24 protein-coding genes and 1 pseudogene are annotated in these 25,836 nt (G+C 73.3%); 10 read left to right on the top strand and 15 right to left on the bottom strand.

The features are described from left to right. Positions 1-13: 13 nt before the first annotated feature. The 8 genes and pseudogenes from ABZX40_RS14395 to ABZX40_RS14360 form a co-directional block, all read right to left on the bottom strand. Positions 14-1,543, bottom strand: a complete 1,530-nt coding sequence (locus tag ABZX40_RS14395) for a sugar ABC transporter ATP-binding protein (RefSeq protein WP_355750546.1) — start codon at positions 1,541-1,543, stop codon at positions 14-16. Beyond that, positions 1,543-2,589 carry a substrate-binding domain-containing protein gene (locus ABZX40_RS14390; RefSeq protein WP_355750544.1) on the bottom strand — a complete coding sequence of 349 codons (1,047 nt, stop codon included), beginning with the start codon at positions 2,587-2,589 and terminating at the stop codon, positions 1,543-1,545. Before ABZX40_RS14390 ends, ABZX40_RS14395 begins: the two co-directional genes overlap by 1 nt. Positions 2,590-2,687: 98 nt before the next feature. Continuing rightward, entirely contained in the window at positions 2,688-3,725 is a 1,038-nt protein-coding gene (locus ABZX40_RS14385) for an ABC transporter permease (RefSeq protein ID WP_355750541.1), read from the bottom strand. Next, the gene (locus ABZX40_RS14380) at positions 3,722-4,597 is read right to left on the bottom strand and encodes a ribokinase (protein WP_355750538.1); all 876 of its coding nucleotides are present in this window, start codon (positions 4,595-4,597) and stop codon (positions 3,722-3,724) included. The genes ABZX40_RS14385 and ABZX40_RS14380 overlap by 4 nt, the downstream gene beginning before the upstream one ends. A gap of 201 nt (positions 4,598-4,798) precedes the next feature. Beyond that, a complete protein-coding gene (locus ABZX40_RS14375; protein ID WP_355750535.1) occupies positions 4,799-5,437 on the bottom strand; it encodes a hypothetical protein in 639 nt (212 codons plus the stop codon). Positions 5,438-5,781: 344 nt separating this feature from the next. After that, positions 5,782-6,534, bottom strand: coding sequence for a rod shape-determining protein (locus ABZX40_RS14370; RefSeq protein WP_355750532.1), 753 nt, complete (start codon positions 6,532-6,534; stop codon positions 5,782-5,784). 332 nt (positions 6,535-6,866) lie between these two features. Further along, a pseudogene (locus ABZX40_RS14365) lies at positions 6,867-7,193 on the bottom strand (TraR/DksA C4-type zinc finger protein); the annotation flags it as partial. 94 nt (positions 7,194-7,287) lie between these two features. Next, entirely contained in the window at positions 7,288-7,572 is a 285-nt protein-coding gene (locus ABZX40_RS14360; RefSeq protein ID WP_355750557.1) for a TraR/DksA C4-type zinc finger protein, read from the bottom strand. A 435-nt stretch (positions 7,573-8,007) separates the two neighbouring features. Here ABZX40_RS14360 and ABZX40_RS14355 point away from each other — a divergent pair, with 435 nt between their 5' ends. From ABZX40_RS14355 to secD, 4 genes are all read left to right on the top strand, one after another. Further along, positions 8,008-9,123: a sensor histidine kinase gene (locus ABZX40_RS14355; protein WP_356008982.1), complete on the top strand. Its 1,116-nt coding sequence runs from the start codon at positions 8,008-8,010 to the stop codon at positions 9,121-9,123. Positions 9,124-9,125: 2 nt separating this feature from the next. Further along, a complete protein-coding gene (locus ABZX40_RS14350) occupies positions 9,126-9,839 on the top strand; it encodes a response regulator transcription factor (protein ID WP_355750526.1) in 714 nt (237 codons plus the stop codon). A 107-nt stretch (positions 9,840-9,946) separates the two neighbouring features. Beyond that, entirely contained in the window at positions 9,947-10,267 is a 321-nt protein-coding gene (locus tag ABZX40_RS14345; protein WP_355750523.1) for a hypothetical protein, read from the top strand. 109 nt (positions 10,268-10,376) lie between these two features. Continuing rightward, entirely contained in the window at positions 10,377-12,695 is a 2,319-nt protein-coding gene (gene secD, locus ABZX40_RS14340; RefSeq protein ID WP_355750520.1) for a protein translocase subunit SecD, read from the top strand. 6 nt (positions 12,696-12,701) lie between these two features. Here the strand turns inward: secD and ABZX40_RS14335 are convergent, their stop codons facing one another. Next, on the bottom strand, positions 12,702-13,214 hold the full coding sequence (locus tag ABZX40_RS14335; RefSeq protein ID WP_355750517.1) for a hypothetical protein: 513 nt from the start codon (positions 13,212-13,214) through the stop codon (positions 12,702-12,704). Between the two features lie 415 nt (positions 13,215-13,629). Here ABZX40_RS14335 and ABZX40_RS14330 point away from each other — a divergent pair, with 415 nt between their 5' ends. The 3 genes from ABZX40_RS14330 to ABZX40_RS14320 all read left to right on the top strand — a co-directional run bounded on the left by ABZX40_RS14330 (position 13,630) and on the right by ABZX40_RS14320 (position 16,744). Beyond that, positions 13,630-14,433 carry an alpha/beta hydrolase gene (locus ABZX40_RS14330; protein ID WP_355750554.1) on the top strand — a complete coding sequence of 268 codons (804 nt, stop codon included), beginning with the start codon at positions 13,630-13,632 and terminating at the stop codon, positions 14,431-14,433. 144 nt (positions 14,434-14,577) lie between these two features. Beyond that, positions 14,578-15,099, top strand: a complete 522-nt coding sequence (locus ABZX40_RS14325; protein WP_355750515.1) for a hypothetical protein — start codon at positions 14,578-14,580, stop codon at positions 15,097-15,099. 166 nt (positions 15,100-15,265) lie between these two features. Beyond that, on the top strand, positions 15,266-16,744 hold the full coding sequence (locus tag ABZX40_RS14320; RefSeq protein WP_355750512.1) for a glutamate decarboxylase: 1,479 nt from the start codon (positions 15,266-15,268) through the stop codon (positions 16,742-16,744). A gap of 59 nt (positions 16,745-16,803) precedes the next feature. Here ABZX40_RS14320 and aztD read toward each other — a convergent pair whose 3' ends face one another. The 4 genes from aztD to aztB all read right to left on the bottom strand — a co-directional run bounded on the left by aztD (position 16,804) and on the right by aztB (position 21,305). Beyond that, positions 16,804-18,048, bottom strand: coding sequence for a zinc metallochaperone AztD (gene aztD, locus ABZX40_RS14315; RefSeq protein WP_355750509.1), 1,245 nt, complete (start codon positions 18,046-18,048; stop codon positions 16,804-16,806). Positions 18,049-18,123: 75 nt separating this feature from the next. Further along, positions 18,124-19,101 carry a zinc ABC transporter substrate-binding protein AztC gene (gene aztC / locus ABZX40_RS14310; RefSeq protein WP_355750506.1) on the bottom strand — a complete coding sequence of 326 codons (978 nt, stop codon included), beginning with the start codon at positions 19,099-19,101 and terminating at the stop codon, positions 18,124-18,126. Further along, entirely contained in the window at positions 19,098-20,300 is a 1,203-nt protein-coding gene (locus ABZX40_RS14305) for a hypothetical protein (RefSeq protein ID WP_355750553.1), read from the bottom strand. Before ABZX40_RS14305 ends, aztC begins: the two co-directional genes overlap by 4 nt. A gap of 159 nt (positions 20,301-20,459) precedes the next feature. Beyond that, positions 20,460-21,305: a zinc ABC transporter permease AztB gene (gene aztB / locus ABZX40_RS14300; protein WP_355750503.1), complete on the bottom strand. Its 846-nt coding sequence runs from the start codon at positions 21,303-21,305 to the stop codon at positions 20,460-20,462. A 15-nt stretch (positions 21,306-21,320) separates the two neighbouring features. On the opposite strand from aztB, the gene aztA reads away from it, so the two are divergent. Beyond that, on the top strand, positions 21,321-22,064 hold the full coding sequence (gene aztA / locus ABZX40_RS14295; RefSeq protein ID WP_355750500.1) for a zinc ABC transporter ATP-binding protein AztA: 744 nt from the start codon (positions 21,321-21,323) through the stop codon (positions 22,062-22,064). A gap of 267 nt (positions 22,065-22,331) precedes the next feature. Further along, positions 22,332-22,841, top strand: a complete 510-nt coding sequence (locus ABZX40_RS14290; RefSeq protein ID WP_355750497.1) for a toxin-antitoxin system HicB family antitoxin — start codon at positions 22,332-22,334, stop codon at positions 22,839-22,841. 87 nt (positions 22,842-22,928) lie between these two features. On the opposite strand, the gene ABZX40_RS14285 is transcribed toward ABZX40_RS14290, so the two are convergent. Beyond that, positions 22,929-23,777: a DUF4097 family beta strand repeat-containing protein gene (locus ABZX40_RS14285; protein WP_355750494.1), complete on the bottom strand. Its 849-nt coding sequence runs from the start codon at positions 23,775-23,777 to the stop codon at positions 22,929-22,931. 224 nt (positions 23,778-24,001) lie between these two features. Continuing rightward, positions 24,002-24,613: a TetR/AcrR family transcriptional regulator C-terminal domain-containing protein gene (locus ABZX40_RS14280; RefSeq protein ID WP_355750491.1), complete on the bottom strand. Its 612-nt coding sequence runs from the start codon at positions 24,611-24,613 to the stop codon at positions 24,002-24,004. Between the two features lie 135 nt (positions 24,614-24,748). On the opposite strand from ABZX40_RS14280, the gene ABZX40_RS14275 reads away from it, so the two are divergent. Beyond that, positions 24,749-25,504 (top strand): SDR family oxidoreductase, encoded by a 756-nt coding sequence (locus ABZX40_RS14275; protein ID WP_355750489.1) that lies wholly within the window; start codon positions 24,749-24,751, stop codon positions 25,502-25,504. Positions 25,505-25,836: the final 332 nt, after the last annotated feature.

The raw sequence follows: 25,836 nt of genomic DNA, 5'->3' as shown, positions 1-25,836 counted from the left end.
GGGGGCTTCGGGGTCAGGCGGCGGCGGCCGGGGCCGCTCCGGTGGCCAGGGTCATGATCGATTCCTCGGTGGCCAGGGCGGTGTCCACGACGTCCACCAGCCGGCCCTCGCTCATCACCGCGATCCGGTCGGTGAGGGTGAGCAGTTCGGGCAGGTCGGAGGAGGAGCAGAGGATGGCCAGGCCGTCGGCGGCGAGGGCGAAGAGCCGCTCGTAGATCTCGGCCTTGGCGCCGATGTCGACGCCCCGGGTGGGCTCGTCGAGGATGAGGACACCGGGGTCGATGGCCAGCCAGCGGCCGAGGACGGCCTTTTGCTGGTTGCCGCCGGAGAGGCTGGTGATGGGCTGGCCCATGGTGGCGGTCTTGACCCGCAGCCGCCGTGCCTGGTCGGCGGCGCTCGCGTCGAAGGCGCGTCGGCGGACCAGGCCGAGCCTGCTGAACGTCCCTGTGGTGAGGGCGCCGATGTTCTCGCCGACGCTCATGGTGGTGAGCAGGCCCTGGGCGCGGCGCTCGCCGGGCACGAACGCGAGACGGCGTTCGACGCTGGCGATGGGGTCGCGCTTGTCGTAGGGGCGGCCGAGGAGTTCGACGCTGCCGCCGGTGCCGCGGTCGCCGCCGAACAGGTTGTGCAGCAGTTCCACCCGTCCGGAGTCGGGCAGTCCGGCGACACCGAGGATCTCGCCGGGGCGCAGGTCGAAGGAGACGCCGTGGTGGCGGCGTCCGCTCAATTCGCGCACGGTGAGGACCGGTGCGACGCCCGGGTCGCCGGGGCGGGCGGCCCGGCGGGTGAACTGGCCCAGCTCGCGGCCGACCATGGCGGCCACGGCCCGGTCGGGGGTGGTCGCGGCGCGCGGCCAGGAGGCGACATGGCCGCCGTCGCGGAGCACCTGGATGTGGTCGGCGAGGCGGAACACCTCGGGCATCCGGTGGGAGACGTAGAGCATGGTCGTCCCGGCCGACTTGAGCCGGGCCATCAGGGCGAACAGCCGGTCGGCCTCGGCCGGGGTGAGCATCGCGGTCGGCTCGTCCAGGATGAGCACCCGGCAGCCCCGGGCGATGGACCGGGCGACCACGATGAGCTGCTGGGTGGCCAGGTCCAGGGTGCGGACCGGGGCGCCCGGGTCGAGGTCGAGATCGAGTTCGGCGAGGAGTTCGCGGGTGCGTTCGCGCATCCGGCGCCGGGAGGGGAACCAGCGGCTGCCGGGCTCGACACCGCTGAGCACATTCTCGGCGACCGTGCGGTCGGGCAGCAGCGACAGCTCCTGCGGCACGATGGCGACGCCGTGCCGGCCGAGGACGGTGGCCGGGTCGTAGGCGGTGACCGGCTCACCGAAGACGGTGACCGTGCCGTCGCTGGGCGGCTGGAGCCCGGCGAGGATCTTCAGCAGGGTCGACTTGCCGGCGCCGTTCTCCCCGAGCAGGGCGGTGATCTCGCCGGCGGGGACGTCGAAGGAGACGTCGTGCAGGGCGCGGACCGGGCCGAAGTTGCGGGTGAGTCCGCGGACGCTGACGGCGCAGCCGGGGTCGGGGGGTGCCGGGGACATCAGTCCTCCACGGTGGCGGAGTCGAGGTTGTCGGCGGTGATGAACTGGGCGCCGGTGTCCACGCCCTTGATCTCGGTGCCCTGGGTGAGGAAGTCGTGGAGCACCTTGACGGCCTGGTAGCCCTGCTCGGTGGGGTTCTGGCTGATGGTGAAGTTCAGGACGCCCCGGTCGATGTACTCGGCGGTCTGGGTGAGCAGGTCGAAGCCGCCCATGGTGATGGTGTCGGCCTTGCCGGACCCGGCGACCCACTTGGCGGCGGCGGTGGTCGAGCAGCAGTCCAGCCCGGCGACGGCGACGACGTCCTTCTTGCCGGACATGGTCGACTCGACGGTGTTGTAGGCGGCGTTGGGCTCGTTGCCGACGTTGACCGGGCCGACTATCTTCAGGCCGCTGCCCTCAAGGCCCTCCTCGAAGCCGCTGAAGCGGTCGTGGGACCAGCCCGCGCCGGTGTCGACGGAGAAGACGACGACCGACTTGCCGTTGACGTCGCTGTCGCCGAGGTCCTTGCGGAGCTGTTCGGCCTGCGCCTTCCCGGAGCCCTTCAGATCCTGGCCGACGAAGCCCATCTGCTCGGAGTCGGGGTTGTCGGTGTTGAAGGAGATGATCGGGATCCCGGCCTTGTACGCCTGGCTGATCACCGGCTTGAGGGCGTCGCTGGAGGCGGAGGAGACAGCGAGTCCGTCGACCGCCTTCTGCTGGATCAGGGTCTGGATCTCGGAGACCTGCTTGCCCGCGTCACCGCCGGTCGGGCCGATCAGCTGGACCTCGGCGCCGAGTTCCTTGCCCGCCTTGTCCATACCGGCGCCGATCGGGGTGGCGAAGGCGAGGGACGGGTCGTGGTAGCTCAGCTTGATCCGCATCGGCTTGTCGGCGTCGACGCGCTCCTGGATGTAGGAGGCGAGCTGGAAGGATCCGTCACCGGCGGAACCGGAGTCGGCGGAGGAATCGGCGGAGGTGACCGCGCCGCAGCCGGTGAGGGCGAGAGCCGCCGCGGCGGCGGTGGCGGCGGCGGCGGCGAGGGATCTGAGGAGGGTGCGCGGGGACATGGTGACTCCCTTGTCGTGTCCTGGGGCGAGCGGGGTGGGGGCGAGGGTCGGGCGCGGATGTCGTGCCTTTCCCGGGGCGAGCGGGGTGGAGGGGAGAGCTAGGCGCGGGCCTTGCGGCGGCGCTGCCAGGTGTCCGCGGCGACCGCGGCGACGATGACCAGACCGGTGACGACGGTCTGCCAGAAGGACGAGATGCCCTTGATGTTGAGGATGTTCTGGAGCAGACCGATGAAGGCGACCCCGATGACGGTGCCCCACATGGTGCCGGAGCCGCCGAAGAGCGCGGCGCCGCCGATGATCACGGCCGAGATGACGGTGAGTTCCAGGCCCTGCCCGGTCACGCCCTGCACATAGGAGAGGAAGGACAGACCGAGGACACCGGCGAGTCCGGCGGTGAACCCGGACAGGACGAACGCGGTGAGCTTGACCCGCTTGACATTGATGCCGACCAGCCGGGCGGCCTCCTGGTTGCCGCCGACGGCGTAGGTGTTGAAGCCGAAGCGGGAGCGGGCGAGGAGGGCGACGCCGACGAGGGCGACGGCGGCGAAGAACAGGAACTGCATCGGGATGACGCCGAACAGCCGCCCCTGACCGAGGAGGTTGAAGTCGGCGACGCCGGGCGTGGAGGAGCTGAGCGAGATCGGGGCGCCGTCGGAGATGAGCAGGGCGACCCCGCGGAAGACGCTGAGTGTGCCGAGGGTGACGATGAAGGACGGGACGCCCAGCAGCACCACGGCCAGCCCGTTGAGCAGCCCGGCGAGGGCGCCGACGGCGAGGCCGACCAGCATGGCCGCGGTCCAGTTCCAGCCGTCCGATATGAGCATGCCGGTGGAGATCGCGGACAGCGCGTAGGTGGAGCCCACGGAGAGATCGATCTCGCCGTTGAGGATCACGAAGGTGACGCCGACGGCCATGATGCCGATCTGGGCGATCTGCTGGCCGACGGAGAGCAGATTGTCGGAGGAGGCGAAGGTCGGGGAGAGACCGGTGCCGAGCAGGAACAGCAGCACCAGTGCGGCGAAGACCCCGGCCTCCCGGGCGTGCAGCAGTCTGCGCAGGGCCTCGGGTGCCCGGCGGGCGGAGTCGGCGGCCGGGGGTGCGGCGGTGGTCGGGGGCTTGGAGGTCGTCGAGGTCACGAGGCGTTTCCCATCCGGGCGGTGAGCTGGTCTCTGGTGGGCAGGGCGGGGACGACGCCCGCGATCGTCACGGTGTGGGCGCCCGCGGCGGCGGCGAAGGCGGCGGCCTCCTCAAGGGGGCGGCCCTCGGCGAGGGCGACGGCGAGCGCGGCGGTGAAGGAGTCCCCGGCGCCGGTGGTGTCCACGACGGTCCCGGCGGGGTGCGGGGGGACAGGGGTGAGGCCGGACTCCTGGGCGATCAGCGCGCCCGCGCCACCCCGGGTGAGGATCGCGGCACCGCCGGTGCGCTCGCGCAGGGCGCGGACCAGGTCCTCGTCGCCGAGGCCGTGCCCGTCGGTGAGGCCGAGCAGGACGGGGGCCTCGGTCTGGTTGGGCATGATCACATCGATCAGCGGCCAGCAGTCGTCGGGGAGCGGCCGGGCGGGTGCCGGGTTGAGGACGGTCCGGGTGCCGGTCTCCCGGCCGGTGCGCAGCGCGGCGACGACGGCGGCCTCGGGGATCTCCATGGAGACGACGAGGACATCGGCGGCGGCGATCTCGGCCCGGAAGCCCTCCACCGCGGCGGCGTCGAGTGCGTCCAGCGCGCCGGGGGCGATGGCGATGCGGTTCTCGCCGGACGGCTCGACCAGGATGAAGCCGACCATGGTCGGGGCCTGGGCGGTGACCACCTGCCCGGCGTCGACGCCCTCGGCCCGCCACAGCTCGCGCGCGGCCCGGCCGAAGTCGTCGTCGCCGACGGCGGTCAGCAGCGCGACCTCGGCGCCGAGCCGGGCGGCGGCGATGGCCTGATTGCTGCCCTTGCCGCCGGGGCCCGGATCGAACACCCCGCCCGAGACGGTCTCCCCCGCCACCGGAGCCTTCGGCAGCCTCATGGTGAGGCCGGCTCCGTAACTTCCGACAACCGCGATCTTCATCGGCCCACCGCTTTGTGTAGGGACAACCATGAACATGAGGGAGCGTAGGTACAGGGATGTCCATAGTCAATCGTTGCGCCGAAGAGAATTTTGGGTGTCGTTTTCCTAATATCCCCGACAGAATCGAACGCCACTCAACAAATCCGGCATAACGGTCGCTCAGGTGGACGTCGTCCAGCGGGGCGCGGTCTCCGCCCAGCGGGCGTCCCAGGCGGCGAGATTGCGTCGGCGCAGCGCCAGAACGGCGACACCGTGGACGACAAATCCGGCCAGGGTGACGGCGAGGAACGCCAGCATCGCCCAGCCCATGGTGCGGCTGCGGATCTCGTCGGAGGTCATCGGCGGCTCGGTGAGGGTGCCGTCGGCGGCGACCCAGACCCGGACCCCGTCCCCGGCGGCGAGTCCGGGCGTGACCTCGGCGGTGGCGGTACGGGTCCGGCCGTCCGGGGCGGTGAAACGGACCTCGGCGGGGTAGCGGGCGAGCCGGGCCTCGTCGGAACCGGGCTCGGGATGCTCCGGCGCGTCCCGCACCAGCACGGCGGCGAGATGGTGCCGGGTCCTCGCCTCGCGCTCGGCGAGGGCGCGGTAGTGCCGCTCGGCGGTGTCGCCCGCGGTGAACAGGGCCGCGAGTCCGAGCAGCGGCACCAGCAGCACCAGCGCGAGGGCGCTCCACGCTTCGAGCCGGTCGGTGCGGCGGCGCAGCGGATTGCGACGCCAGCGCCAGAAGGGAACGGGACGGACGGGGCGGACGGGCCGCGGGCGAGGCGGCGGCTGGGCGGGGGGTATGGCACCGGACATGGGACCGGCCTCCTTGCGGTGGACGGGAGTTGACGGATCGTCGGGACCGGGGGCCCTGGGGCGGGCGACCCTGGTCGGCCGGGTCGTGGAGAAGGAGATTGACGGATCGTCAGGACCGGGGAGCCGAGGAATCGGAGCTTGGGCCGCCCAGCCGGGGATGCGGATAAGGGGCCGCCACGACCGGTGGGGGCGCACCGGCCGTGGCGGCGGGGGTGGGGACGGGGATCGGGGGTGGGCAGGGGGCGGGGACAGGGGTCGGGATCGGGGGTGGGCAGGGGACGGGGACAGGGGTCGGGATCGGGGGTGGGCAGGGGACGGGGACAGGAGTCGGGAGCGGGCGGAGGTCAGACGGGGCGCGGGGCGGCGCCGGTGGACGGGTGGGCGTGGGCGGAGCGCAGGATGCGCGCGGCGCCCCGGATCGCGGCGGTGTGCGGTGCGGGCACCGGCCACAGCGGCGAGTGCAGATCGCGGGTGAGCCGGTGGACCAGGTCCGGGCGCAGCGCCCCGCCGCCCGCGAGCAGCGCGCCCCTGCTCAGCGCGTCCGCGACCAGCGTCGTGGGGTCCTGGCGCAGCATCGAGCCGATCATGGTGACGACGGTGTCGACGAGGTCCGCCGGGGCGGTGCCGTCGCCGAGGTCGGCGGTGCCCAGCGAGGTGCGCCGGGCGTCGAAGACGGAACCGTCGACCAGCAGCACCACCTCGATGAGCTGGGCGCCGATGTCCACCACCAGGAGCGGCAGCGAGAGATCCGCGTCGGCGGCGAGGGCGACGGCACGCGCGGCCGGCACGGTCAGCACCGACCGGGGCCGCAGCACCCGTACCGCCGCACGGACCCGCTCCCGGTGGCCGGGCCCGGACAGTACCGGCGCGGTGATCACCACCAGCGGACGGGTCAGCCGGGGCAGCCGACGGCCGACCAGCCGGTCGATCATGCGGGCCGCACCCGGCACGTCGACGATGTCACCGCGCCGGACCGGGTACACCGCGCCCGGGAAGGTGACGGTGGGGACGTCCAGCACCAGCCCGCGCCCGGCGACCCAGGCCCGGGTGCGGGCACTGCCCAGATCCAGCGCGACACAGCAGCACGGCCGACACAACGGCCAGGGCCGGTGCCGGGGGACGGCCGGGGGGTCGGTGAGGGACGGGGGCGCGGGATCGCGGGAGCGAAGGCCGTCCGGCGCGGAACCCGACGTCGATCCTGACCCAGGCCGAGACCCGGAACCCGGCGTCGATCCAGCCCCAGGCCCAGACCCGGAGCCCGGCACGGAACCCGGCGCGGATCCAGACCCGGACCCCGCCCCGAACCCCCCGCCCCGCCCCATCGGGGGCATACCCAGGCCCGTCATCGCTCCCCCTCCCCCACGACTTCCGCGTTCCCCACGACCTCAGCCACCCCCACGACCTCCCTCACCACCCGAACCGCCTCCGCCTTCCCCGCCTCCCGTACCTGCTGGCAGCGGGCGCAGTAGCGGGCCTGCGGGACGATCAGCAGGCGTTCGCGGTCGACGGGACGGCGGCACAGGCGGCAGACGCCGTAGCGGCCCTCGGCTATCCGGCGCAGGGCCGCCTCCACATCGGCGAGCACCATGCGCGCGGACGCGGCGAGTTTGATCTGCACCTCGGTCTGGCCCGCGCTGCGGCGTCCGCGCAGATACTCGGCGCGCGGCGCCGCCGCGATCTGGCGGAGCTGCTCCTGACGGAAGAGCCGTTGTTCGCGCAGGTTCTCCCGCACCGCGGCGAGGTCCTCGGGCGACAGGCCCCGGTCCTCGGGCGGCGGCTCGGCGGCGGCGCGGTCGTCGGCGGTCCGGTGGTTCACGGCATCACCTCATAGCCTCGTACGGCCGGGCCGGTCAGCCGGCCGCGTGACGCTGGCAGGTGACGCAGTGGCGGGTGTACGGGAGGATCTCCAGCCGCTCGGCGGCGACCGGCCTGGCGCAGCCGACGCAGTCGCCGTAGGTACCGGCCCCGACCCGGTCGAACGCCTCGTCGATCTCGGTGAGCACCCGGCGGATCGCCTCCGCCTGCACGGACATCAGATGGTCGTCGGCGCTCTGGCCGGTGCCTTCGAGCGCGTGCAGCTGGGCCAGTCGGCTGTTGCGGGCGTGTTCGAGGCGCTGGCGGGCCTCGTGCACCACCGGCCCGGCGGTCCTGGACCCCCTCGTCCGGTCCTCGGCCGACTTCCCGCTGGGGGAGTTCCCACTGGGGGAGATGTCGAGCGCCACGGCGGCTCCTCTCTCAAGGCGCGGTACGCGCAGCAACGGCCGTCGGGTCCGGCGGCCCATGGTCGTCGGCGACCACGGGGAGCACGCCGGACCGGACGGCCTGATCTGCCTCCACTGTGCGTGTCGGCGCGCTCGGATCCCATCGGGCGCGGACCCCATTTGGCGGGGGACGCGATGACCACACGCGGTGGGCGGTGATCCTGCGTGGGTAGCCCGTGACCTGCGAAATGGGGGTTGGACCCCATCGACGCGCGGGCGCGCGGCGAGGCACGGTGAGGGCAGGAGCCGACCCCTCGGGACCCACCCGGTCGGATCAGGTCGTGCAAGGTGTGGAAGGAGACGTACCCGGTGTCGCTGTTCTGGCGGATCTTCGGGCTGAACGCCGTGGTGCTGGGCGCCGCCACCGGGCTGCTGCTGTGGGCGCCGGTGACGGTGTCGGTGCCGGTGCCGGTGCTGCTGACCGAGGCGGTCGTCCTGGTCGGCGGTCTCGGGGTGATGCTGGTCGCCAATGCCGCCCTGCTGCGCTGGGGCCTGGCCCCGCTGGGCCGACTGACCCGGCTGATGGGCACGGTGGATCTGCTGCGGCCGGGCCAACGGCTGCCGGTACCCGGAACCCCCGGCACTCACACCCCTGACACGCACCCCCACCGCACGCACACCCCCGACACGCACCCCCACCGCAAGGACACCCACGGCAAAGACACCCACCGCAAGGACACCCCCGCCGCCGAAACCCCCGGCAAGGACACCCCCGGCCGCGGCGGCGAGGTCGCCGAGCTGATCCGGACGTTCAACGCGATGCTGGACCGGCTGGAGCACGAGCGGGCCACCTCCAGTGCCCGTGCGCTGCTGGCGCAGGAGGCGGAGCGCCGCCGGATCGCGCAGGAGCTGCACGACGAGGTGGGGCAGGGCATGACCGCGATCCTGCTGGTGCTGAAGCGGGCCGCCGACGACGCCCCGGAGCCGCTGCGGGCGGAGCTTCAGCAGGTGCAGGAGATCACCCGGGAGAGCCTGGACGAGGTACGGCGGCTGGTGCGGCGGCTGCGGCCCGGGGTGCTGGAGGATCTGGGCCTGGTCAGCGCGCTGATCTCGCTGACCCAGGACTTCGCCACCCACACCGGGCTGCGGGTGGTGCGCCGCTTCGACGCCGAGCTGCCCGCCCTGGAGCCGGAGACGGAACTCGTGCTGTACCGGGTGGCGCAGGAGAGCCTGACGAACACGGCCCGGCACGCCGGGGCCGCCCGGGTCGAGGTGACGCTGCGCCGGGCCGGGGAAGCCGTCGTGCTGGAGATCGCCGACGACGGCCGGGGCATCGAGGCCGCCCACGAGGGCGCCGGGATCCGCGGTATGCGCGAGCGCGCCCTGCTGGCCGGGGCGGCACTGGACATCTCCTCCCCGCCCGCCGCCGGTACCCGTGTCCGACTGACCACCCCCGTGCCCGCCGCGACCGGAAAGCAGCCGTGACCATGCCCGACCCGCTTCTGTCCCCGCCGTCCCCCGTGCCGTCCGCCGCCGCCGCGCAGGCCCCGGCGCGGCCCATCCGCATCCTGCTGGCCGACGATCACGCCCTGGTCCGCCGGGGGGTGCGGCTGATCCTGGACCGGGAGCCGGACCTCGAAGTCGTCGCGGAGGCCGGGGACGGGGCGGAGGCCATCGAGGCGGCCCGCGGCCTGGAGGTCGATCTCGCCGTCCTGGACATCGCCATGCCCCGGCTCACCGGCCTCCAGGCCACCCGTGAACTGAGCACACTGGTCCCGGGGCTGCGGATCCTGATGCTGACCATGCACGACAACGAGCAGTATCTGTTCCAGGCGCTGAAGGCGGGGGCGTGCGGCTATGTGCTGAAGTCGGTCGCGGACCGGGATCTGGTCGCCGCCTGCCGGGCGGCGATGCGCGACGAGCCGTTCCTGTACCCGGGCGCGGTGACGGCGTTGATCCGCAGCTATCTGGACCGGGTGCGGCATGGGGAGGAGAATCCCGGGCAGGTGCTCACCCCGCGTGAGGAGGAGGTGTTGAAGCTGATCGCCGAGGGGCATTCGTCGAAGGAGATCGCCGAGATCCTCTTCATCAGTGTGAAGACCGTGCACCGCCACCGGGCCAATCTGCTGCACAAGCTGGCGCTGCGGGACCGGCTGGAGCTGACCCGGTACGCGATCCGCGCCGGGCTGGTGGAGCCCTGACGCCCACCGCCGGGCCGCCGTCGCGCTGCCCCGGCCCCTCCCTCCGTCCGCCCGCGGGTCACCGCCTCGCGGCGACCGTCGGCGCGCTGCTCGCCGTCCTGCTCGCGGTGCTGCCGACCGCGCTGTCCGGGGCGGCCCCGGCCGGTCCGGCGGGGTCGGTCGCCGGGGTCCAGCACACGGGCTCCACCTCCCAGCGGGCCGACGAACCCTGCGTCACCGGCTGTGCCGCCCAGGCCCGCGGGGCGCGGTACGAGCATCCCGGTGAGCGTCCGTCCCCGCTGGACCAGCACGCCACCCAGGCCCGTTTCCCGGCGCCCGCCCCGGCCGGTGCCGCCCTCGCCGCGGCGCGGGTCCCGGCACCGTCCCTCTCCCCCGGCCCCGCAGACCGGCACCGCGGCCGGGCACCTCCGGCACACCCCGGCAGCTGACCTACCCCCATCCCCCTCCCCCCTTTGTCCCCCGACTTCCGCGTCGGTGACCCGGCCCAGTCGTGCCGTGGCGCCGTCGTGCCGTGACCTGCCTGCCGGAGGCACCGACTTGACACGCCGTCACCCAGGGCAGCGCCTGCGCGCGCTGCTCGCCCTCGCCGTGCTCGCCGCTTCACTGGCCATCGCGCTGACCGTGCCCGTCCGACTCGGACTGGATCTGCGCGGCGGCACCCAGATCGTGCTGGAGACCCGTTCCACCCCGACCACCGAGGCCGACCGGGCGGCCACCGACCGCACCCTGGAGGTGCTGCGCGGCCGGATCGACGCGCTCGGCGTCGCCGAACCGACCCTCGTCCGCTCCGGGGACCAGCGGATCATCGTCGAACTGCCCGGGGTCCAGGACCCGGAGCAGGCCGCCGAGGTGCTCGGCCGGACCGCCCAGCTCACCATGCACCCGGTCCTGCCCCCCGCCGACCCGGCGGCTGCCGGTGAGGAACCCGCCGAGGGCGAACGCGTCCTCCCCGACGAATCCGGCCAGCCCCTGCGCCTCGGACCCGCCGGTCTCACCGGCCAGGACGTCGAAGGCGCCGAGGCCCGCTTCGATCCGCAGAGCGGCACCGGCTGGCATGTCACCGTCGATTTCGGTGACGGCGGCCGGGACGGCTGGACGGCCCTGACCGCGCAGGCCGCCTGCCATCCGGCCGGGGATCCGCAGCGCCGGGTCGCGATCGTGCTGGACGACACGGTGATCTCGTCCCCGCAGGTCGACCCGTCGGTGGGCTGCGGCGCGGGCATCCCGGGCGCGTCGACCCAGATCACCGGCTCCTTCGACGACGCCGAGGCGCGTGAGCTGGCCCTGCTCATCTCCGGCGGCGCCCTCCCGGTGCCGGTGGAGACCATCGAGCAGCGCACCATCGGCGCCACCCTCGGGGACGCGGCGATCTCCGCCGCCGCCTGGGCCGCCGTCATCGGCACCGCGCTCACCGCGCTGTTCATCATCGTCGTCTACCGACTGCTGGGCCTGCTCGCCACAGTCGCCCTGGCCTGCTACGGCCTGATCTCGTACGCCGCCCTGGCCGCGCTCGGCGCCACCCTGACCCTGCCCGGTCTCGCCGGGTTCGTGCTGGCGATCGGCATGGCGGTGGACGCCAACGTCCTGGTCTTCGAACGGGCCCGGGAGGAGCACGCGGCCCGCCGCCGGCCGAGTCCGCGCTCGGCGCTGACGGCCGGTTTCCGGGGCGCGCTGAGCGCCATCGCCGATTCCAACATCACCACCCTCATCGCGGCCGGGCTGCTGTTCGCGCTGGCCTCCGGGCCGGTACGGGGCTTCGGGGTCACCCTCGGTATCGGGGTGCTGGCGTCCATGGTGAGCGCGCTGGTGATCACCCGGGTGCTCGCCGAGTGGGCGGCGGGCCGGGAACTGGTCCGGCGCAGGCCCCGGATCAGCGGTATCGCGAGCATCGGGTGGGTGCGGGAGCGGCTGACCCGCAGGGATCCGTTCCTGATGCGCCGGCCGCGCCGCTGGCTGGCGGTCTCGGCCGCCGCGCTGGTGCTCGCCACAGCGGGGGTGCTGGTGCGCGGGCTGGACTTCGGGATCGAGTTCACCGGCGGCCGGCTGATCGAGTACCGCACGAGCGCCCCGGTCGACCCGGACCGGGCCCGCGCCGCGCTCGCCGACGCCGGGGTGCCCCGCGCGCTCGTCCAGTCCTCCGGGGACGACGCGGTGACGGTACGGGCGGAGGATCTGAGCGACGCCGACGCGGACACCGTCGCCGAGACCATCGGGCGGCTCGGCGGTGAGGCGGAGCAACTGCGGGACGAGCTGATCGGCCCGAGCCTGGGCGAGGAGCTGCGGCGCAACGCGCTGATCGCGCTGGGACTGGCGCTGGGTGCCCAGCTCCTCTATCTCTCGGTGCGGTTCCGCTGGATGTTCGCCGCCGGTGCGGTGGGCGCGCTGGCGCACGACGTGGTCATCCTGGTCGGGGTGTTCGCCTGGCTCGGCAAGCCGATCGACGGGCTGTTCCTGGCCGCGCTGCTGACGGTGGTGGGCTACTCGGTCAATGACTCGGTGGTCCTCTTCGACCGCATCCGCGAACTGCTGGCCCGGGACCGCACCACGCCGATCGCCCGGCTCACCAACCGCGCGATCCTCCAGACCCTCCCCCGCACGGTCAACACCGGGATGGGCGCGGCGATCATCCTGACCACCCTGGCCGTCCTGGCCGACGACGCCCTCACCGACTTCGCCCTGGCCCTGCTCATCGGCCTGGCGGTCGGCACGTACTCCTCCGTCTTCATCGCCTCCCCCCTGACCATCGCCCTGCATCCCCCACGCCCCCACGCCAGGCCCGAAGCACCGGACAAGACCGGCGAACGAGCCCACCACCAGGAGTCGGAGTCCCCCCGCCACCCACAGAAACAGCCCTGACCAGCGCTAGCCCCCACCCCCGACCACCCACTCCGCGACCCCCGCGCCCACCCGCGCGGGGGCGCACCCCGTGGTGGAGAACTCCCGCTCCACCACCGCCCTCAGCTCCCCCGCGTCCGCGAGGGCGTCGGCGATGTCGGCCGACGCCCAGCCGCGGGCCGTGAGCCGGGCGGTCCGGTCGGCGTCGGCGCAGTCCAGCCGCGCCCAGTCGGCCGACGGCAGTCCGGCGAGGTCGGGCCCGGCCGCCGCCCACTCCCCCGGCGTCAGCGGGCACAGCACCAGCACCGGCCCGCCCGCCCGGAGCAGCAGCGCGGTGATCCGCAGCCACAGCCGGTTGTACGCGGGCCACACCGACTCCGCCGAGACCGACGGGGACGCGATGTCGATGCCCAGCACGCTGCCGTCCGGCTCCAGCAGCTCGTCGAAGTCGACGGCGGCGAACGGATACGCCCGCAGCTCCCGGGCCAGCAGGGTCTTCCCCGCACCCGGCGCCCCCGTCAGAACACACAGTCTCCCCACCGTTCGCCTCTCCTCCCTACCGCCCGACCCGCAACCGCGATGGCAGCCCGCCCTCACGCGAGCGCAACCGACGAGATGTACCCAAGTGTCCGCCCAGGGCCGTCGCGCCGGACCGCACCCCCGCCGAGCCCGCTCCCACGAACCCCCCTCCCCGCCCCGCCGCCCGGCTGCGCACCCTGAACCGGCCCCTGATCGGCGTTCTGACCGCCGCCGCCCAGTGCGAGGGCCGCCGGCGCGCAGGCGCCACCGCCGCCCTGGAGCCCCGGCACCCTGGCCGTCCGGCGCAGCCGGGCGACGGCGCAGGCCCCCTCGGCGACAACGCGGGTGCGCCGCCGCCCGGCGCGGTGGTACCACGGGGGTTCCCGCCCGGACGGAACGACCGTCGGGGAGCGGGCCGGAGGCCGAGGTGACCGGGGTGCAGTGGACCGAGCGGACCGTCGTACGGGACGGCGTCCGGCTGGTGTGCCGGGACTGGGGCGGGGAAGGGCCGCCGATCGTGCTGCTGCACGGGCTGGCCGGGCACGCCGGTGAGTGGGACGCGCTGGCGGGGCGGCTCACCGGTGCCTGGCGGGTGCTGGCGCCGGACCAGCGCGGGCACGGCGGGAGCGAGCGGCGGCCCGGTGAGGTGTCGCGGGCCGCGTATGTGGCCGATGTCGTCGCGCTGGTCGAAGGGTTGGGGCTCGCGGTGCCGGTCGTGCTGGCCGGGCAGTCGCTGGGCGGGCACACCGCGGTGCTGACGGCGGCCCGGCATCCGGAGCTGGTCCGGGCGCTGGTGGTGGTCGAGGCGGGGGCGGGCGCTCCCGACCCCCAGGGGCCGGAGCGGATCGGCCGCTGGCTGGACTCCTGGCCGGTGCCGTTCCCCTCGTACGGGGACGCGGTGCGGTTCTTCGGCGGGGGCGCGGTCAGTGCGGGGTGGGCGGACGGGCTTCAGGCGCGGGACGGCGGTCTGTGGCCCCGGTTCGATCGGGAGGTGCTGGTGGGGGCGCTGGCGGAGACCGCCGAGAGGTCGTTCGCGGCCGACTGGGACCGGATCTCCTGCCCCACCCTGCTGGTGCTCGCCGAGTCGGGGTTCCTCGCCCCGGCCGAGGTCGACGATCTGCTGCGGCGCAGGATGCCGGAGCTGGCCGTGAGCGTCACCGGCACCGGTCACGATCTGCATCTCCAGCGCCCCGGCCTGCTGGCCGCCCTGATCGCCCGCTTCCTGCCCGCCCCGGGGTGAACTGCCCGAGTGGGCGCCGAACATGCCCCTTCGGCGCTCGCACCGGCCCCGGCATTGACGCCACCGCTGTCACGGGCCCACCATGAGGACCGGCTGTGCCGGACGGGCGCCCGGGGACGCCGGAGGGATCGGAGAGCGCACGCGGTGACCGACCAACTCGCACCGGACGACTGGGCCGCCCCGCTGCCCATGGCGTACGACCCGCTGTGGGCGCGGCTCACCGAACGGGTGGCCGCGGGCCGCTATCCGGAGGCCGTCGCCGCCGCCGACCGCCTGGAGTCGGCCCTCGACGAGGACTTCGGCCCCCTGCACCCGTACACCGTCAACGCGCTGACCGTACGGGCCTGGCTCACCCTGCTGTCGGCCGCCCGGACCCACGCCTGGGCGGAGACGGCCGCGCATCTGGTCGAGACGACCCAGCGCCGACGGGCCGCCGAGGCCCCCGACGAGGAGACCCACCGGACCCTGCGCAACGCCCACGCGGTGTGGACGCTCCTCACCAGCCGGGACCCGGAGACCGCCCGCGAACTCGCCGGGCTGCTGCTGCCGCTGCTCGCCGCCCTCCCGCTGGAGGAGGAACGGGAGCGCTGCGCCGGGGCGGTGGCTCCCTGGGTCGACGCCGGGACCGAGTCCCCCCGCTCCGGGTCGGACCACGACCGCGGGTGAGTCCGGCGCTTTGAGGGGTCGCCCCCCGTATGTCCCAGGGAAAATCCAGTTCATCAGTATGTAAATCGATCACTGGATCGGTGGAATCCGCGAGGCAGCCGGGCCCCTTGGCGATCTAGCGTCGGATGCGACGGGGGCCGCACACCAGAAAGGCAGCTTCGCAGCCATGTCCCTACCGCAGACCGATGTCAGGCCCGGCACCACCACCCGCACCGGCCGCTCCGGGGAGTACGACGGAGAGAGCGAGAGCGAACCCGAGGAAGGAACCGGCACCAGCACCGGCACCGCGCCGCTCCCGTCCTTGTCCCCCTCCCCCTCCCCCTCCCCTCTCCCATCCCCGGAGGTCTTCGCCGATGTAGCGCCGCCCCTCGACGAGTTGCCCCTCACCGCGTCCGCGCCCGAGCTGATCTCCCGGCGCGTGAGGGACGAGCTGATGCTCGACGGCAACGCCCGGCTCAACCTCGCCACCTTCGTCACCAGTTGGATGGAGCCGCAGGCCCGGCAGCTGATGGCCGAGACGGCGGAGAAGAACCTCGCCGACCGCGCCGAGTACCCGCAGATCACGGCCATGGAGGAGCGCTGCGTACGGATGCTGGCGCGGCTGTGGCACGCGCCGCGCCCGGAGCGGGTCCGGGGCTGTTCCACCACCGGCTCCAGCGAGGCCGCCATGCTGGGCGGGCTCGCCCTCAAGCGCCGCTGGCAGCAGCGCCGCCGCGCCCAGGGCAAGGACATCGCCCGCCCCAATCTGGTGATGGGCGCCAACGTCCAGGTCTGCTGGAAGAAGTTCGCCAACTACTTCGAGGTGGAGCCCCGTTACGTCCCGATGGAGCCGGGCCGCTACCACCTCACCCCCGACACCCTCACCGCCCACTGCGACGACCACACCATCGGCGTCGTCACGGTCCTCGGCTCCACCTTCGACGGTTCCTACGAGCCCGTCGCCGATATCTGTCTGGCCCTGGACGGCTATCAGGCCGCCACCGGCACCGACATCCCGGTCCATGTCGACGGCGCGTCCGGGGCGATGGTCGCCCCGTTCCTGGACCCCGGTCTGATGTGGGACTTCCAGCTGGAGCGGGTCGCCTCCATCAACACCTCCGGCCACAAGTACGGGCATGTCTTCCCGGGTCTGGGCTGGGCCCTGTGGCGGGACGCCGCCGCGCTCCCCGACGACCTGGTCTTCGAGGTGGACTACCTCGGCGGCAGCTCCCCCAGCTTCACCCTCAACTTCTCCCGCCCCGGCGCCCATGTCGTCGCCCAGTACTACAGCTTTCTGCGCTACGGCTTCGAGGGCCTGCGCAATCTGGCCGCCCAGAACCGGACGACGGCCCGTGCCCTCGCCGCCCGCATCCGCGCCCTCACGCCCTACGAGCTGGTCACCGACGGCTCCGAACTCCCGGCCTTCGCCTTCCGGCTGGCCCCCGGCACTCCGGGCTTCACGGTCTTCGACGTCTCCGCCGCCATGCGCGCCCGCGGCTGGCATCTGCCCGCCTACGACTTCCCCGCGCCCTGCCAGGACGTGTCCGTACTGCGTCTGGTGGTCCGCACCGGGTTCACCGCCGAACTCGCCGGCATGTTCATCGCCGACCTGACCGACGTCACCCACCGTCTGCTGACGGCCCCCGCACACCTCACGGCCCTCTGACGGACGACGGGCCGCCCTCCCCGGAGGGCGGCCTCGCCGTCATTCCCGCCATACGCCGGTCAGTGGCCGGAGACCGCTCCCGACAGTTCGTTGGTGCGGTCCGGCAGGGTCACCGAGGTGGTCTTCTTCCCGGCGTCCAGATCGACCGCGTGCAGGGCGCTCTTCCCCGGTTCGGACACATACGCGGTGTGGCCGCGCACAAACAGGGTGGGCCGGGCCTCCTGCCAGTCCAGCGGCTCCTCCCACTCCCCCACGACCGGGATCTCCTTCGTCACCTCACCGCTCTCCGGGTCGATGACATGCAGGGCGCCGTCCGTGCCCAGGACGAGTGCCTCGCCGTGCGGGCCGCGGCCCAGCGAGCGGAAGGAGTAGCTGGTGCCGAGGTCGACCAGGCGCAGGGTGGCCTTCTCGGTGTCGATGAGGGAGATCCGGGTGGGCCGCTCCAGCTCGGCGTCCGGGTCGGTCTTGTAGTCGCCGAGCAGGATGGGGGACTCGTCGCTGCCGGACTGGTTGCCGATCCGGCCGTAGGCGTCGGGGGCGTCGACCTTGGTGAACTCGCCGTCCCGGTACAGGAGGACACCGTCCTCGCAGCCGACCGCGACGGCCTCACCCCGGGCGGCGGCCTCGCCGTGCACCCCGGGGCAGTTCTCGGCACGGGCGATCTCCCGGTTGTCCCGGTCCAGGACGAGGGCCCCGGTGCGCTCCTCCTCGGTACCGAGGGTGCTGAGCAGTTCCCCGTTGCTCAGCTCGACGGCGACCCCGTGATGCGGCACGGCGGAGGTGTAGGTACGGCTCTCGGGCTTCTCGCCGCCGCCGAGGTCGGCGGGGTCGAAGACGGCGACCTCACCGGTGCCGTCGGTGAACAGCGCCGTACGCCCCGCGTGCCGTACGACATGGCCGGGCTCGGCGCCCGGGTAGTCGATGCCGGTGAATGTCTGCGCGGTCGCGTCCAGGACGCGGAAGCCGGTGTCGGTGGAGACGATGACATGGTCCGCGTCCCCGGCCGGGTTGACCCGGTTGAAGCCGGGCAGCTCGATGGTGCTCGCGACCTTCAGGGTCTCGCCGTCGAGGATGTGCAATCCGCCGTCGAAGGTGGCGACGAGGGGGTTCTCGACCGGTGTGGCGGAGGTGGTGGCGCTCGGCGCGTTCTTGGCGCGCGCCTCGGACGACGGCTTCTGGGGGGAGCCGGACCCGCCGCCCGCGCAGGCGGTCAGGACCGTGGCCACGGCGAGGGTGAGGGCCGTACCCGCGAGGGCTCTCCGGCGCCCGCGCGCGGGCAGGGATATGGATCGGGAGGTGTTCACCGTTGTGTCTTTCCTTTCGATGCCGCGTGGGTGCGGCGTGGGGATGGGACGGTTGAGGGCTGGGGAGAGCGGAACTCAGTCGCCGGTCAGGCCGTCGGTCATGGCCGTGGTGTTGGCGCGCATCATCCGCAGATAGGTGTCGGCTCCGGCGCCCTCGGCGGTCAGTGACTCGGAGTGCAGCTCGATCACCCGGACCCCGCCGCCCAGTTCGGCGCGGAGCACCTCGGCGAGCCGGGTGGGCCGGGAGGAGTCGGCGAACACCGTGCGCACCCCGGCGTCCTCCATCGCCCGGGTCAGCGAGCGCAGATCGGCGGAGCTGGGGGAGGCGAGAGTGGTGCCGCTGGGGACGACCGCGCCGATCACCCGGAAGCCGAACCGGTCGGCGAGATAGCCGAAGACATGGTGATTGGTGACCAGGGCCCGCCGGTCCTCGGGTATCCGGTCGAAGGAGTCGGTCATCCAGTCGGCGAGGGCGGCGAGATCGCGGTCGTAGCGCGCGGCGTTGGCGCGTATCGCCGTGCCGTCCACCCCGTCGACCCGCTCGACGACCTGCTCGGCGATCAGCCGGGTGGCGGTACGGACCCGGTCCGGGTCGGTCCAGAAGTGCGGGTCGGGTGTGCCCGCCTCGCCCCGGGGGCCGCCGTCGTCCCCCGCCCGGTAGCGGAGCGGATCGACCGACCGGCCCACCTCGAAGGTGGCCACCCCGCCCTCCCGGGCCGCCGTCACATGCCGCAGCACGTTCTCCTCCAGACCGAGCCCGTTGAAGACGACGAGGTCGGCCCGCTCCAACTCGGCGGCCTGCACCGCCGACAGCCCGAACGAGTGCGGATCGGCACCGGGTCGCATCAGCACCGTCACCTCGGCCTCGGAGCCGACTATCCGCCGGGTGATGTCACCGAGGATGTTCGTGGTGACGACGATCCTGGGCGGCTCGTCGCCCTGGGCACAGGCCCCGGCGGCGGCGACGGTGACCAGCGCGACCAGCGTCATCAGCAGCCCGCGCACCCGTGCCACCGCCACCCGGACCCGCCCCTTCATCCGTGCCCCGCTCATCGCCCGGTCTCCGTCATCAGCCGAGGCGCGATGTCCAGCGCGAAGGTCCGCGCGATCCGCAGCCGGTCGTTGTAGTCGATCTCCAGCACCCGTTTGCCGAGCGGGTCATTGACATAGGCGCGGCTGCGGTCGACCTCGATGACCGGCGCGACCGCCGCCCCTCCGGGTGTCATCAGCCGCTCGGTGCGGGCGAGTTGCTCACCGCTGGCGATGTCGAACCCGCGCAGGGTGCCATCGGCGGCCAGGACCAGCAGCGGGGAGCCCTCACCGGCGGTGTTCACGGCGACGACCGGCCCGGTCTCCACCCGCGTCCAGGTCTTCTCCCCGACGTCCAGCACCCAGACGGCGTCGTCCCCGGCGGGCGCGGTGAGGGTGTCGCTGCCGGGCCGGTACCGGAAGTCTCCGGCCCGCTCCTCCTCGGGCACCTGCTCCCCGTAGGGGATCTCCTCGACGGTGAGGTCACCGTCCCGCTCCCCGATCAGCAGCGCCCCCTCCGCGCACCCCAGCACCACCCCGCGCCGGGTGACAGCGTCCCCGGCCGGCTCCGCGCACTCGGCGTCCGGCACCTCGACCGGCTTCCCTTGCCGGTCCAGCACCGTCAGCCGCGCCGCCCCGCCATCGCCCGCCACCAGCGCCACCAGATGCTCGGCGTAGGGGACGACGGCTCCGGTGTAGGTCCCCGGGAGCGGGCGGGCGGTCCCGGTGCGGCCCTCCTCCCACTCCTCCCGCTGGTACAGCACGGCCCGCCCCCGGCCGTCGGTCACTGCGGTGACCGTGGTGTCGCCGCGCACCTGGGCGGGATCGGCAGCGGGGAGTTCGCCGAGATCCCGAAGGTCCGCGCGGTAGTAGTGGACGTGGTCCCCGTGGTCGACGGTCCAGGCCCCGGTGTCGAGCACCCGGACGCCCCCGCTGGTGTGCAGGAACCCGAACCGCCCGTCCGTACCGAGCCGTTCGGCGTCCCGCACCGGGGCCGTGTCGTGTGCCTCGCCGGTGATCAGGTCGAGGACCCGGGTGCTGCCGCTGTCCGGGTCGTTGAGCAGCAGCCGGGACTGCTGCTCGGCGGTCTCCTGCGCGCCTTCGACATGGCCGTGCGGGGTGGTGGCGGACGTGGAACCGGTGCCCGCCGGGGGCCTGTTGTCCTCGCCGCCGTCCCCGGGTCCGGCGCAGGCGGCGGTGGCGAGGAGGGCGGTGAGCAGCAGGGGTGCGAGCGGGCGGGCTGTGCGCTCGGGCGCGGTGGGCGGGGCAGGTGAGGTGACGATTCGTCGAACGGTCAAGGCAATCGCCTCGGGATTCCCTCGGTGGGTGGCGGTCGGTTGAGTGGAGGTGTGCTGTTCGTGGCTGCCGCTCGCGGTTGCCGCTCAGGGCGGACGGAGCCGTGCCGTCCCGGCCGTCCGGTGGCGGAGGGCCGAGCCCAGGTGGGAGAGGAAGAAGAGGGCCACGGCGAGCGCCGAGACGGTCGCTCCGGCGGCGGTGCCCAGATGCCAGGAGAGCAGCAGTCCCCCGAAGGTGGCGGCGGCCCCGGTCAGCGCGGCGAGCGCCATGACCGCGCGGACACCGCGCGCCCAGGGCAGGGCCGCCGCGGGCGGGGCGATGAGCAGCCCGAGGACCAGCAGCGTGCCGACGACATGGAACGAGGCCACGATCGCCAGTCCCAGCAGCCCGAGCAGTACGGCATGGGCGAGCCGGGGCCGCAGTCCGAGCGTGCGGGCCTTGCGGGGGTCGAAGGCGAGGGCGAGGAAGGCCCGGTGACCGAGGACCGCGACCACCAGCGCCACCAGCAGCGCACCGGCCAGCAGGGCCAGGTCCCGTTCCCGGACCGCGAGGACATCCCCGAACAGGAAGCCGGTCAGGTCCACCGCGAACGACTGCGAGCGGGACACGATGATCACGCCCAGCGAGAGCATCCCGACGAACAGCAGCCCGATGCCGGTGTCCTGGGACAGCCTCGGCGCCCGCCCCAGCGCGGTGACGCCCGCGGTCATGACGGCCGCGCTCAGCACCGCGCCCAGCAGCGGACTGCCACCGAGCAGTGCCGCGAGCGCGACCCCCGGCAGCAGTCCATGGGACATGGCGTCGCCGAGGAAGGCCATTCCCCGGAGCACCACCCAGGTCCCGGCGAGCGCGCAGATCGCGGACACCAGGATTCCGCCCCATAGGGCGCGCTGCACAAAAGTGACCTCGAAAGGGGCCGTCAACCACTCCATGGCCGCGACACTACAATGAAAACCATGTTCAACAAACCGCCCCACGGGCCCGAGCGGGAGCAGGACGCGACCGCGCGTCTCACTCTCGTCGAACTGTCCGCCGGCTACGACCGCCGCCCCGTGCTCCATCAACTCACCACCCGCATAGCGGCGTTGGCGATGACCGCGCTCGTCGGCCCGAACGGCAGCGGCAAGTCGACCCTGCTCGGAGTGCTGGCCGGTGTGATCCATCCGACATCGGGCACCCTCGATCGCCGGGGAGCCCCGCCGCCCGCCTTCGTGCCCCAGCGGGCGGCGGTGCCGGACGCGTTGCCGCTGACCGTGCGGGAGACGGTGGAGATGGGACGCTGGGGCGAGCGAGGTCCCTGGCGGCGGCTGACCCGGCGGGATCACGCCCTGGTGGACGACGCCCTCGACCGCCTCGGGATCGGCGACCTCGCCGCCCGGCAGCTCGGCGCGCTCTCCGGCGGACAGCGCCAACGGGCCCTGATCGCCCAGGGGTTGACCCAGGGCTCCGATCTGCTGCTGCTCGACGAACCGACGACCGGCCTCGACCCCGGGGCCCGGGACCGGATCGCCGCGCTGCTCGCGGAGCTGGTCGCCGACGGGGTGACGGTCGTCCAGGCCACCCATGATCTGACCGCCGCCCGCACGGCCGATGTCTGTCTGCTGCTGCGGGACGGGCGGCTGGTGGGGCAGGGGCGTCCGGACGAGGTCCTGACCCCGGCGGCGCTGGCGGAGGTGTGGCAGCCGGGGTGAGGGTGAGCGGGGGCGACGTACGGGACGCCGCTGCCGATCCCCTCCCCCGGCCGCCCGCCGATCGGGCGCGGCGCGTTTCTGGCGCCATGGAGGGGCCAACCTGGCCGGGAAGCGTCCGCAAAACCCTTCCCTCAGCGGCCGGAGCGGCGCTGGGACATCATCGCCGCATGCCTTTCCTGGGCCCGTTTGACCTGGCCAGAGGGGTTCCGGGCGGCTGTGGGGCCGGGGAGGTGCCGCGCGGCGCAATCAGCGTGCCATGATGGTTCCATGGAACTTGGACTGTACGTCGAGAGCCTGCGCGAGGAGCTGGTCGCGGCCTCCGCGGCGGGCGACGCCGAGACCCGCGCGGTCGCCGAACGGCTCATCGCTCCCCTGGAGTCGGCCGTCCGGCTCACGCTGCTCAATGTGCTGTCCGCCGCCACCGAGGAGATCACCCGGGATCTGGCGCCCGGTTCGGTGGATCTGCGGCTGCGCGGGATGGAACCCAGCTTCGTGGTGACCCCGCCCGCCGGTACCGGCGCCGCCGAGGACACCTCGGACGACTCCGGTGAGGCGGCGAGCGAGTGGTCGGCGGCGGCGCTCGCCGGTACCGCGGGCGGTGCCACGGCCCGGATCAACTTCCGGCCGCCGCAGGAGATGAAGGAACAGATCGAGGCGGCGGCGGCCCGGCAGGGCATCTCGGTCAACGCCTGGATGGTGCGGGCCTCCGCCGCGGCGCTGGCCAACAGCAAGCGCACCCCCCGGGGGAAGCAGCGGTTCGACGGCTGGGTGCAGTAGCGCCCGCCCGGGGCCGGAGCGGGACCGCCCGGACCGTACACCTGACGCCCCTGCTCCGGCCTCCGCCGGGCAGGGGCGTTCGTTCTGTCAGGAGGCGCGCAGGACGGTGATGTCGCCGAAGGAGGTGTGTCCCCTTACGGTGACGGCCTGTCCGGGGGACTCGGTGGTGCTCTCCAGCATGTTGTGGACCCGGCCGAACCCGGTGCTCAGTTCCAGCTTCGCCGGGCGGCCGGCGCCGATGCCGATCTCCAGATCGCCGGTCCCGGTCTTCAGCGCGACGGTGTCACCGGTGACCTCGCCGAGACGGATGCCGCCGTTGGAGGTCTCGACATCGGTACGGGTGCCGAGGGCGTGGTCGACGGAGATGTCGCCGTTGGCGCAGCGGACCTGGAGGGTGCCGATGACCGTGCCGATGTCGGTGTTGCCGTTGGAGTTCTTGACGGTGACGGCGCCCTCGACCCGGGCGATCCGGATCCGGCCGGTGGAGGTGGAGACATCGGCGTCGCCGTCGACCCGGCCGACGGTGATATGACCGGCGGAGGTCTTCAGCCGCAGCGGGCCGGTGCGGTCGACCTGGAGATGACCGGTGGCCGTCTTGAAGGCGCACTCCCCGAGTCGGCCGGTGCAGCGCAGATCCGCGACCGGGGCGTCGCCCCGCAGGTGCGAGCCGCTGGGCAGCGCGATCGTCACATCCACCGAGTGGGTCTTGCGGGAGAAGCCGAGCGCCCGGGGCTTCGGGGTCCTGACCACCAGCACACCATCGGTGAACTCGACGGTCGTCAGCTCGGCCGCCTTCACATCGGAGCTGTCGGTCTCGTCGGTCGGCCGTACCTCGACGACGGTGTCGGTGCGGTCCTCGGCGGTGATCTGCACATCGCCGACCGCGCCGACGTCGACCCTGAGGGTGATCGGCTCAGGAGTGTCGAAAGCGGGCATGGCTTTCCCTTCTCATACGGGGGGACCTCCGTGCTGGAGGGGATGCCGGTCGCACCCGCGTCTGTCCGCGCACGAACCTACCTCCATGGCGCCATTATGGCGCATGTCTTTTCCGTCTCATGGTGTGAGGGGAGGAGTGCGCGGGACCGCCGGTCCCGGGCCCCGGCGTGCCACGATGGCGCCACCCGGTCGCGCCCCCGCGACCGTACGGCGCGGCCGGGTCATCAGCTTCCGGACAGAATCGCGCTCACCCCGAATTCGAACCGGTCGTCGAACGAACCCGGTGCCAGATGGCCGACGACGCGATGCAGGGAGGGGTGGGTGGTCTCGGAGACCGCCTCGGTCAGGATGTCGCCCAGCGGACGCTGGTCGACCGCCTGTTCCTCCTGGGTGAGACCGAGGGTGAAGTAGATGATCGCCCAGGAGGTCCAGGCGACGGCCCGGTCGTCCAGGCCGCTGTCCAGGAGCGCGCCGACCAGGGCGTCCGCGAAGCGCAGGGTGTTCGGTTCGGCCGGGTAGGTGCCGACGACCAGGGAGGCGCCGTCGCGGTGAGAGAGCAGGGCGCGACGGTAGCGCCGGGCCAGCTCACGGACGCGTTCGCCGGAGGCCGGGGAGAGTCCGGTCAGCCGGATCTCGCCGAGGACGGCGTCCGCCATCAGCTCCAGCATCCGGGCCTTGGTCTTGACATGCCACTGAACGGTGTTGATCCGGACGCCGAGCCGGTCGGCGACCGCGCGGGTGGACACTGCGTCGAGGCCCTTCTCGTCCAGAAGGTCCAGCGCCGTACGGATCACCGTGGCCGGATCCAGCCGGTCACCCTGTTGCCTATTGGTCACCAACCTAGTTTACTGCGATCAGGCTCTAGGTCACTGACCTAGAAAACCTAGAGCGATGATCCGGCGGGTGCGGGAGCGCGAGCACCGGACCCCGCAGGGGAACGACAAGGACGACAGGGAACGGCAGGGAACCGGATGGATCTGGAACTGAAGGACCGCGTGTACATCGTCACCGGCGGCACCCGCGGTCTCGGCAACGCCGTCGCGCGCGAGCTGATCGCCGACGGCGCCAAGGTGGTCATCACCGGCCGGGACGCCGGGCGCACCGCCGAGGCCGCCGCCGCACTGGGCGCGAACGCGGCCGGGGTCGCCGTCGACAACGCCGACCCGGAGGCCGCGCAGCGGCTGATCGACACCGCGCGGGAGACGTTCGGCGGCTTCGACGGCATCCTGATCAGCGTCGGCGGACCGCCCGCGGGCAATGTCGCCGACAACACGGACGAGCAGTGGCAGTCGTCGTTCGAGTCGGTGTTCCTCGGTTCGGTACGGCTCGCCCGCGCCGCCGCCGCGGAACTCGGGGACGGCGGCACCATCGGCTTCGTCCTGTCGATCACCGTCCATGAACCCGCCCCCGGCATGGTCATCTCCAATGGACTGCGCCCCGGGCTCGCCGGGTTCGCCAAGGCGCTCGCGGACGAACTGGGGCCGCGCGGCATCCGGGTGTTCGGGCTGCTGCCGGGGCGGATCGGCACGGATCGGATGCGCGAGCTGGACGGCCTGTCCGCCGACCCCGAGGCCCGCCGCACCGCCAACGAGTCCGGCATCCCCCTGCGCCGGTACGGCACCCCGGAGGAGTTCGGCCGCGCGGGCGCGTTCCTGCTCTCCCCCGCCGCGTCGTACATCACCGGCGTGATGCTGTCGGTGGACGGCGGGGCACGGCACGGGTTCTGACGCCGCGGCGGATCGGTGGTGCCGCGGGGTGGGGCGGGGCGGCGATCGAGGGCGGGGCCGGGTGGGACGGCTCCCGCCCTCTTGTTTCTTGGCGGTGGGCGCTGTCTTGGCGGTGGGCCTTGTCTTGGCGGTGGGCGTGGAGTGGCGGGCGGGCCCAGGGTCTCCTTGCCGGTGGGCACGGAGCGGCGGGCCCAGGGTCTCCTTGCCGGTGGGCACGGAGCGGCGGGCCCAGGATGCTCGCGAGCCATTCAGTTGTGCACAACTCAATCGTGTGCTCTACTTACATCCGTCGGCAGGGAAAAGGGCCCCAAAGCCCCGAACCCCAGGGCCCA

Origin of the sequence: Streptomyces sp. NPDC004610 (assembly GCF_040609715.1) — a bacterium.
Classification (GTDB): Bacteria; Actinomycetota; Actinomycetes; order Streptomycetales; family Streptomycetaceae; genus Streptomyces.
This window is presented reverse-complemented; position numbering and strand designations above follow the sequence as displayed.

Excerpts from the sequence above, each read along its gene's own strand:
- ABZX40_RS14395 (WP_355750546.1), bottom strand. The coding sequence starts at position 1,543 with ATGTCCCCGGCACCCCCCGACCCCGGCTGCGCCGTCAGCGTCCGCGGA.
- ABZX40_RS14390 (WP_355750544.1), bottom strand. The coding sequence starts at position 2,589 with ATGTCCCCGCGCACCCTCCTCAGATCCCTCGCCGCCGCCGCCGCCACC.
- ABZX40_RS14380 (WP_355750538.1), bottom strand. The coding sequence starts at position 4,597 with ATGAGGCTGCCGAAGGCTCCGGTGGCGGGGGAGACCGTCTCGGGCGGG.
- ABZX40_RS14375 (WP_355750535.1), bottom strand. The coding sequence starts at position 5,437 with ATGTCCGGTGCCATACCCCCCGCCCAGCCGCCGCCTCGCCCGCGGCCC.
- ABZX40_RS14350 (WP_355750526.1), top strand. The coding sequence starts at position 9,126 with ATGCCCGACCCGCTTCTGTCCCCGCCGTCCCCCGTGCCGTCCGCCGCC.
- ABZX40_RS14320 (WP_355750512.1), top strand. The coding sequence starts at position 15,266 with ATGTCCCTACCGCAGACCGATGTCAGGCCCGGCACCACCACCCGCACC.
- aztC (WP_355750506.1), bottom strand. The coding sequence starts at position 19,101 with ATGAGCGGGGCACGGATGAAGGGGCGGGTCCGGGTGGCGGTGGCACGG.
- aztB (WP_355750503.1), bottom strand. The coding sequence starts at position 21,305 with ATGGAGTGGTTGACGGCCCCTTTCGAGGTCACTTTTGTGCAGCGCGCC.
- aztA (WP_355750500.1), top strand. The coding sequence starts at position 21,321 with ATGAAAACCATGTTCAACAAACCGCCCCACGGGCCCGAGCGGGAGCAG.
- ABZX40_RS14290 (WP_355750497.1), top strand. The coding sequence starts at position 22,332 with ATGGAACTTGGACTGTACGTCGAGAGCCTGCGCGAGGAGCTGGTCGCG.
- ABZX40_RS14285 (WP_355750494.1), bottom strand. The coding sequence starts at position 23,777 with ATGCCCGCTTTCGACACTCCTGAGCCGATCACCCTCAGGGTCGACGTC.
- ABZX40_RS14275 (WP_355750489.1), top strand. The coding sequence starts at position 24,749 with ATGGATCTGGAACTGAAGGACCGCGTGTACATCGTCACCGGCGGCACC.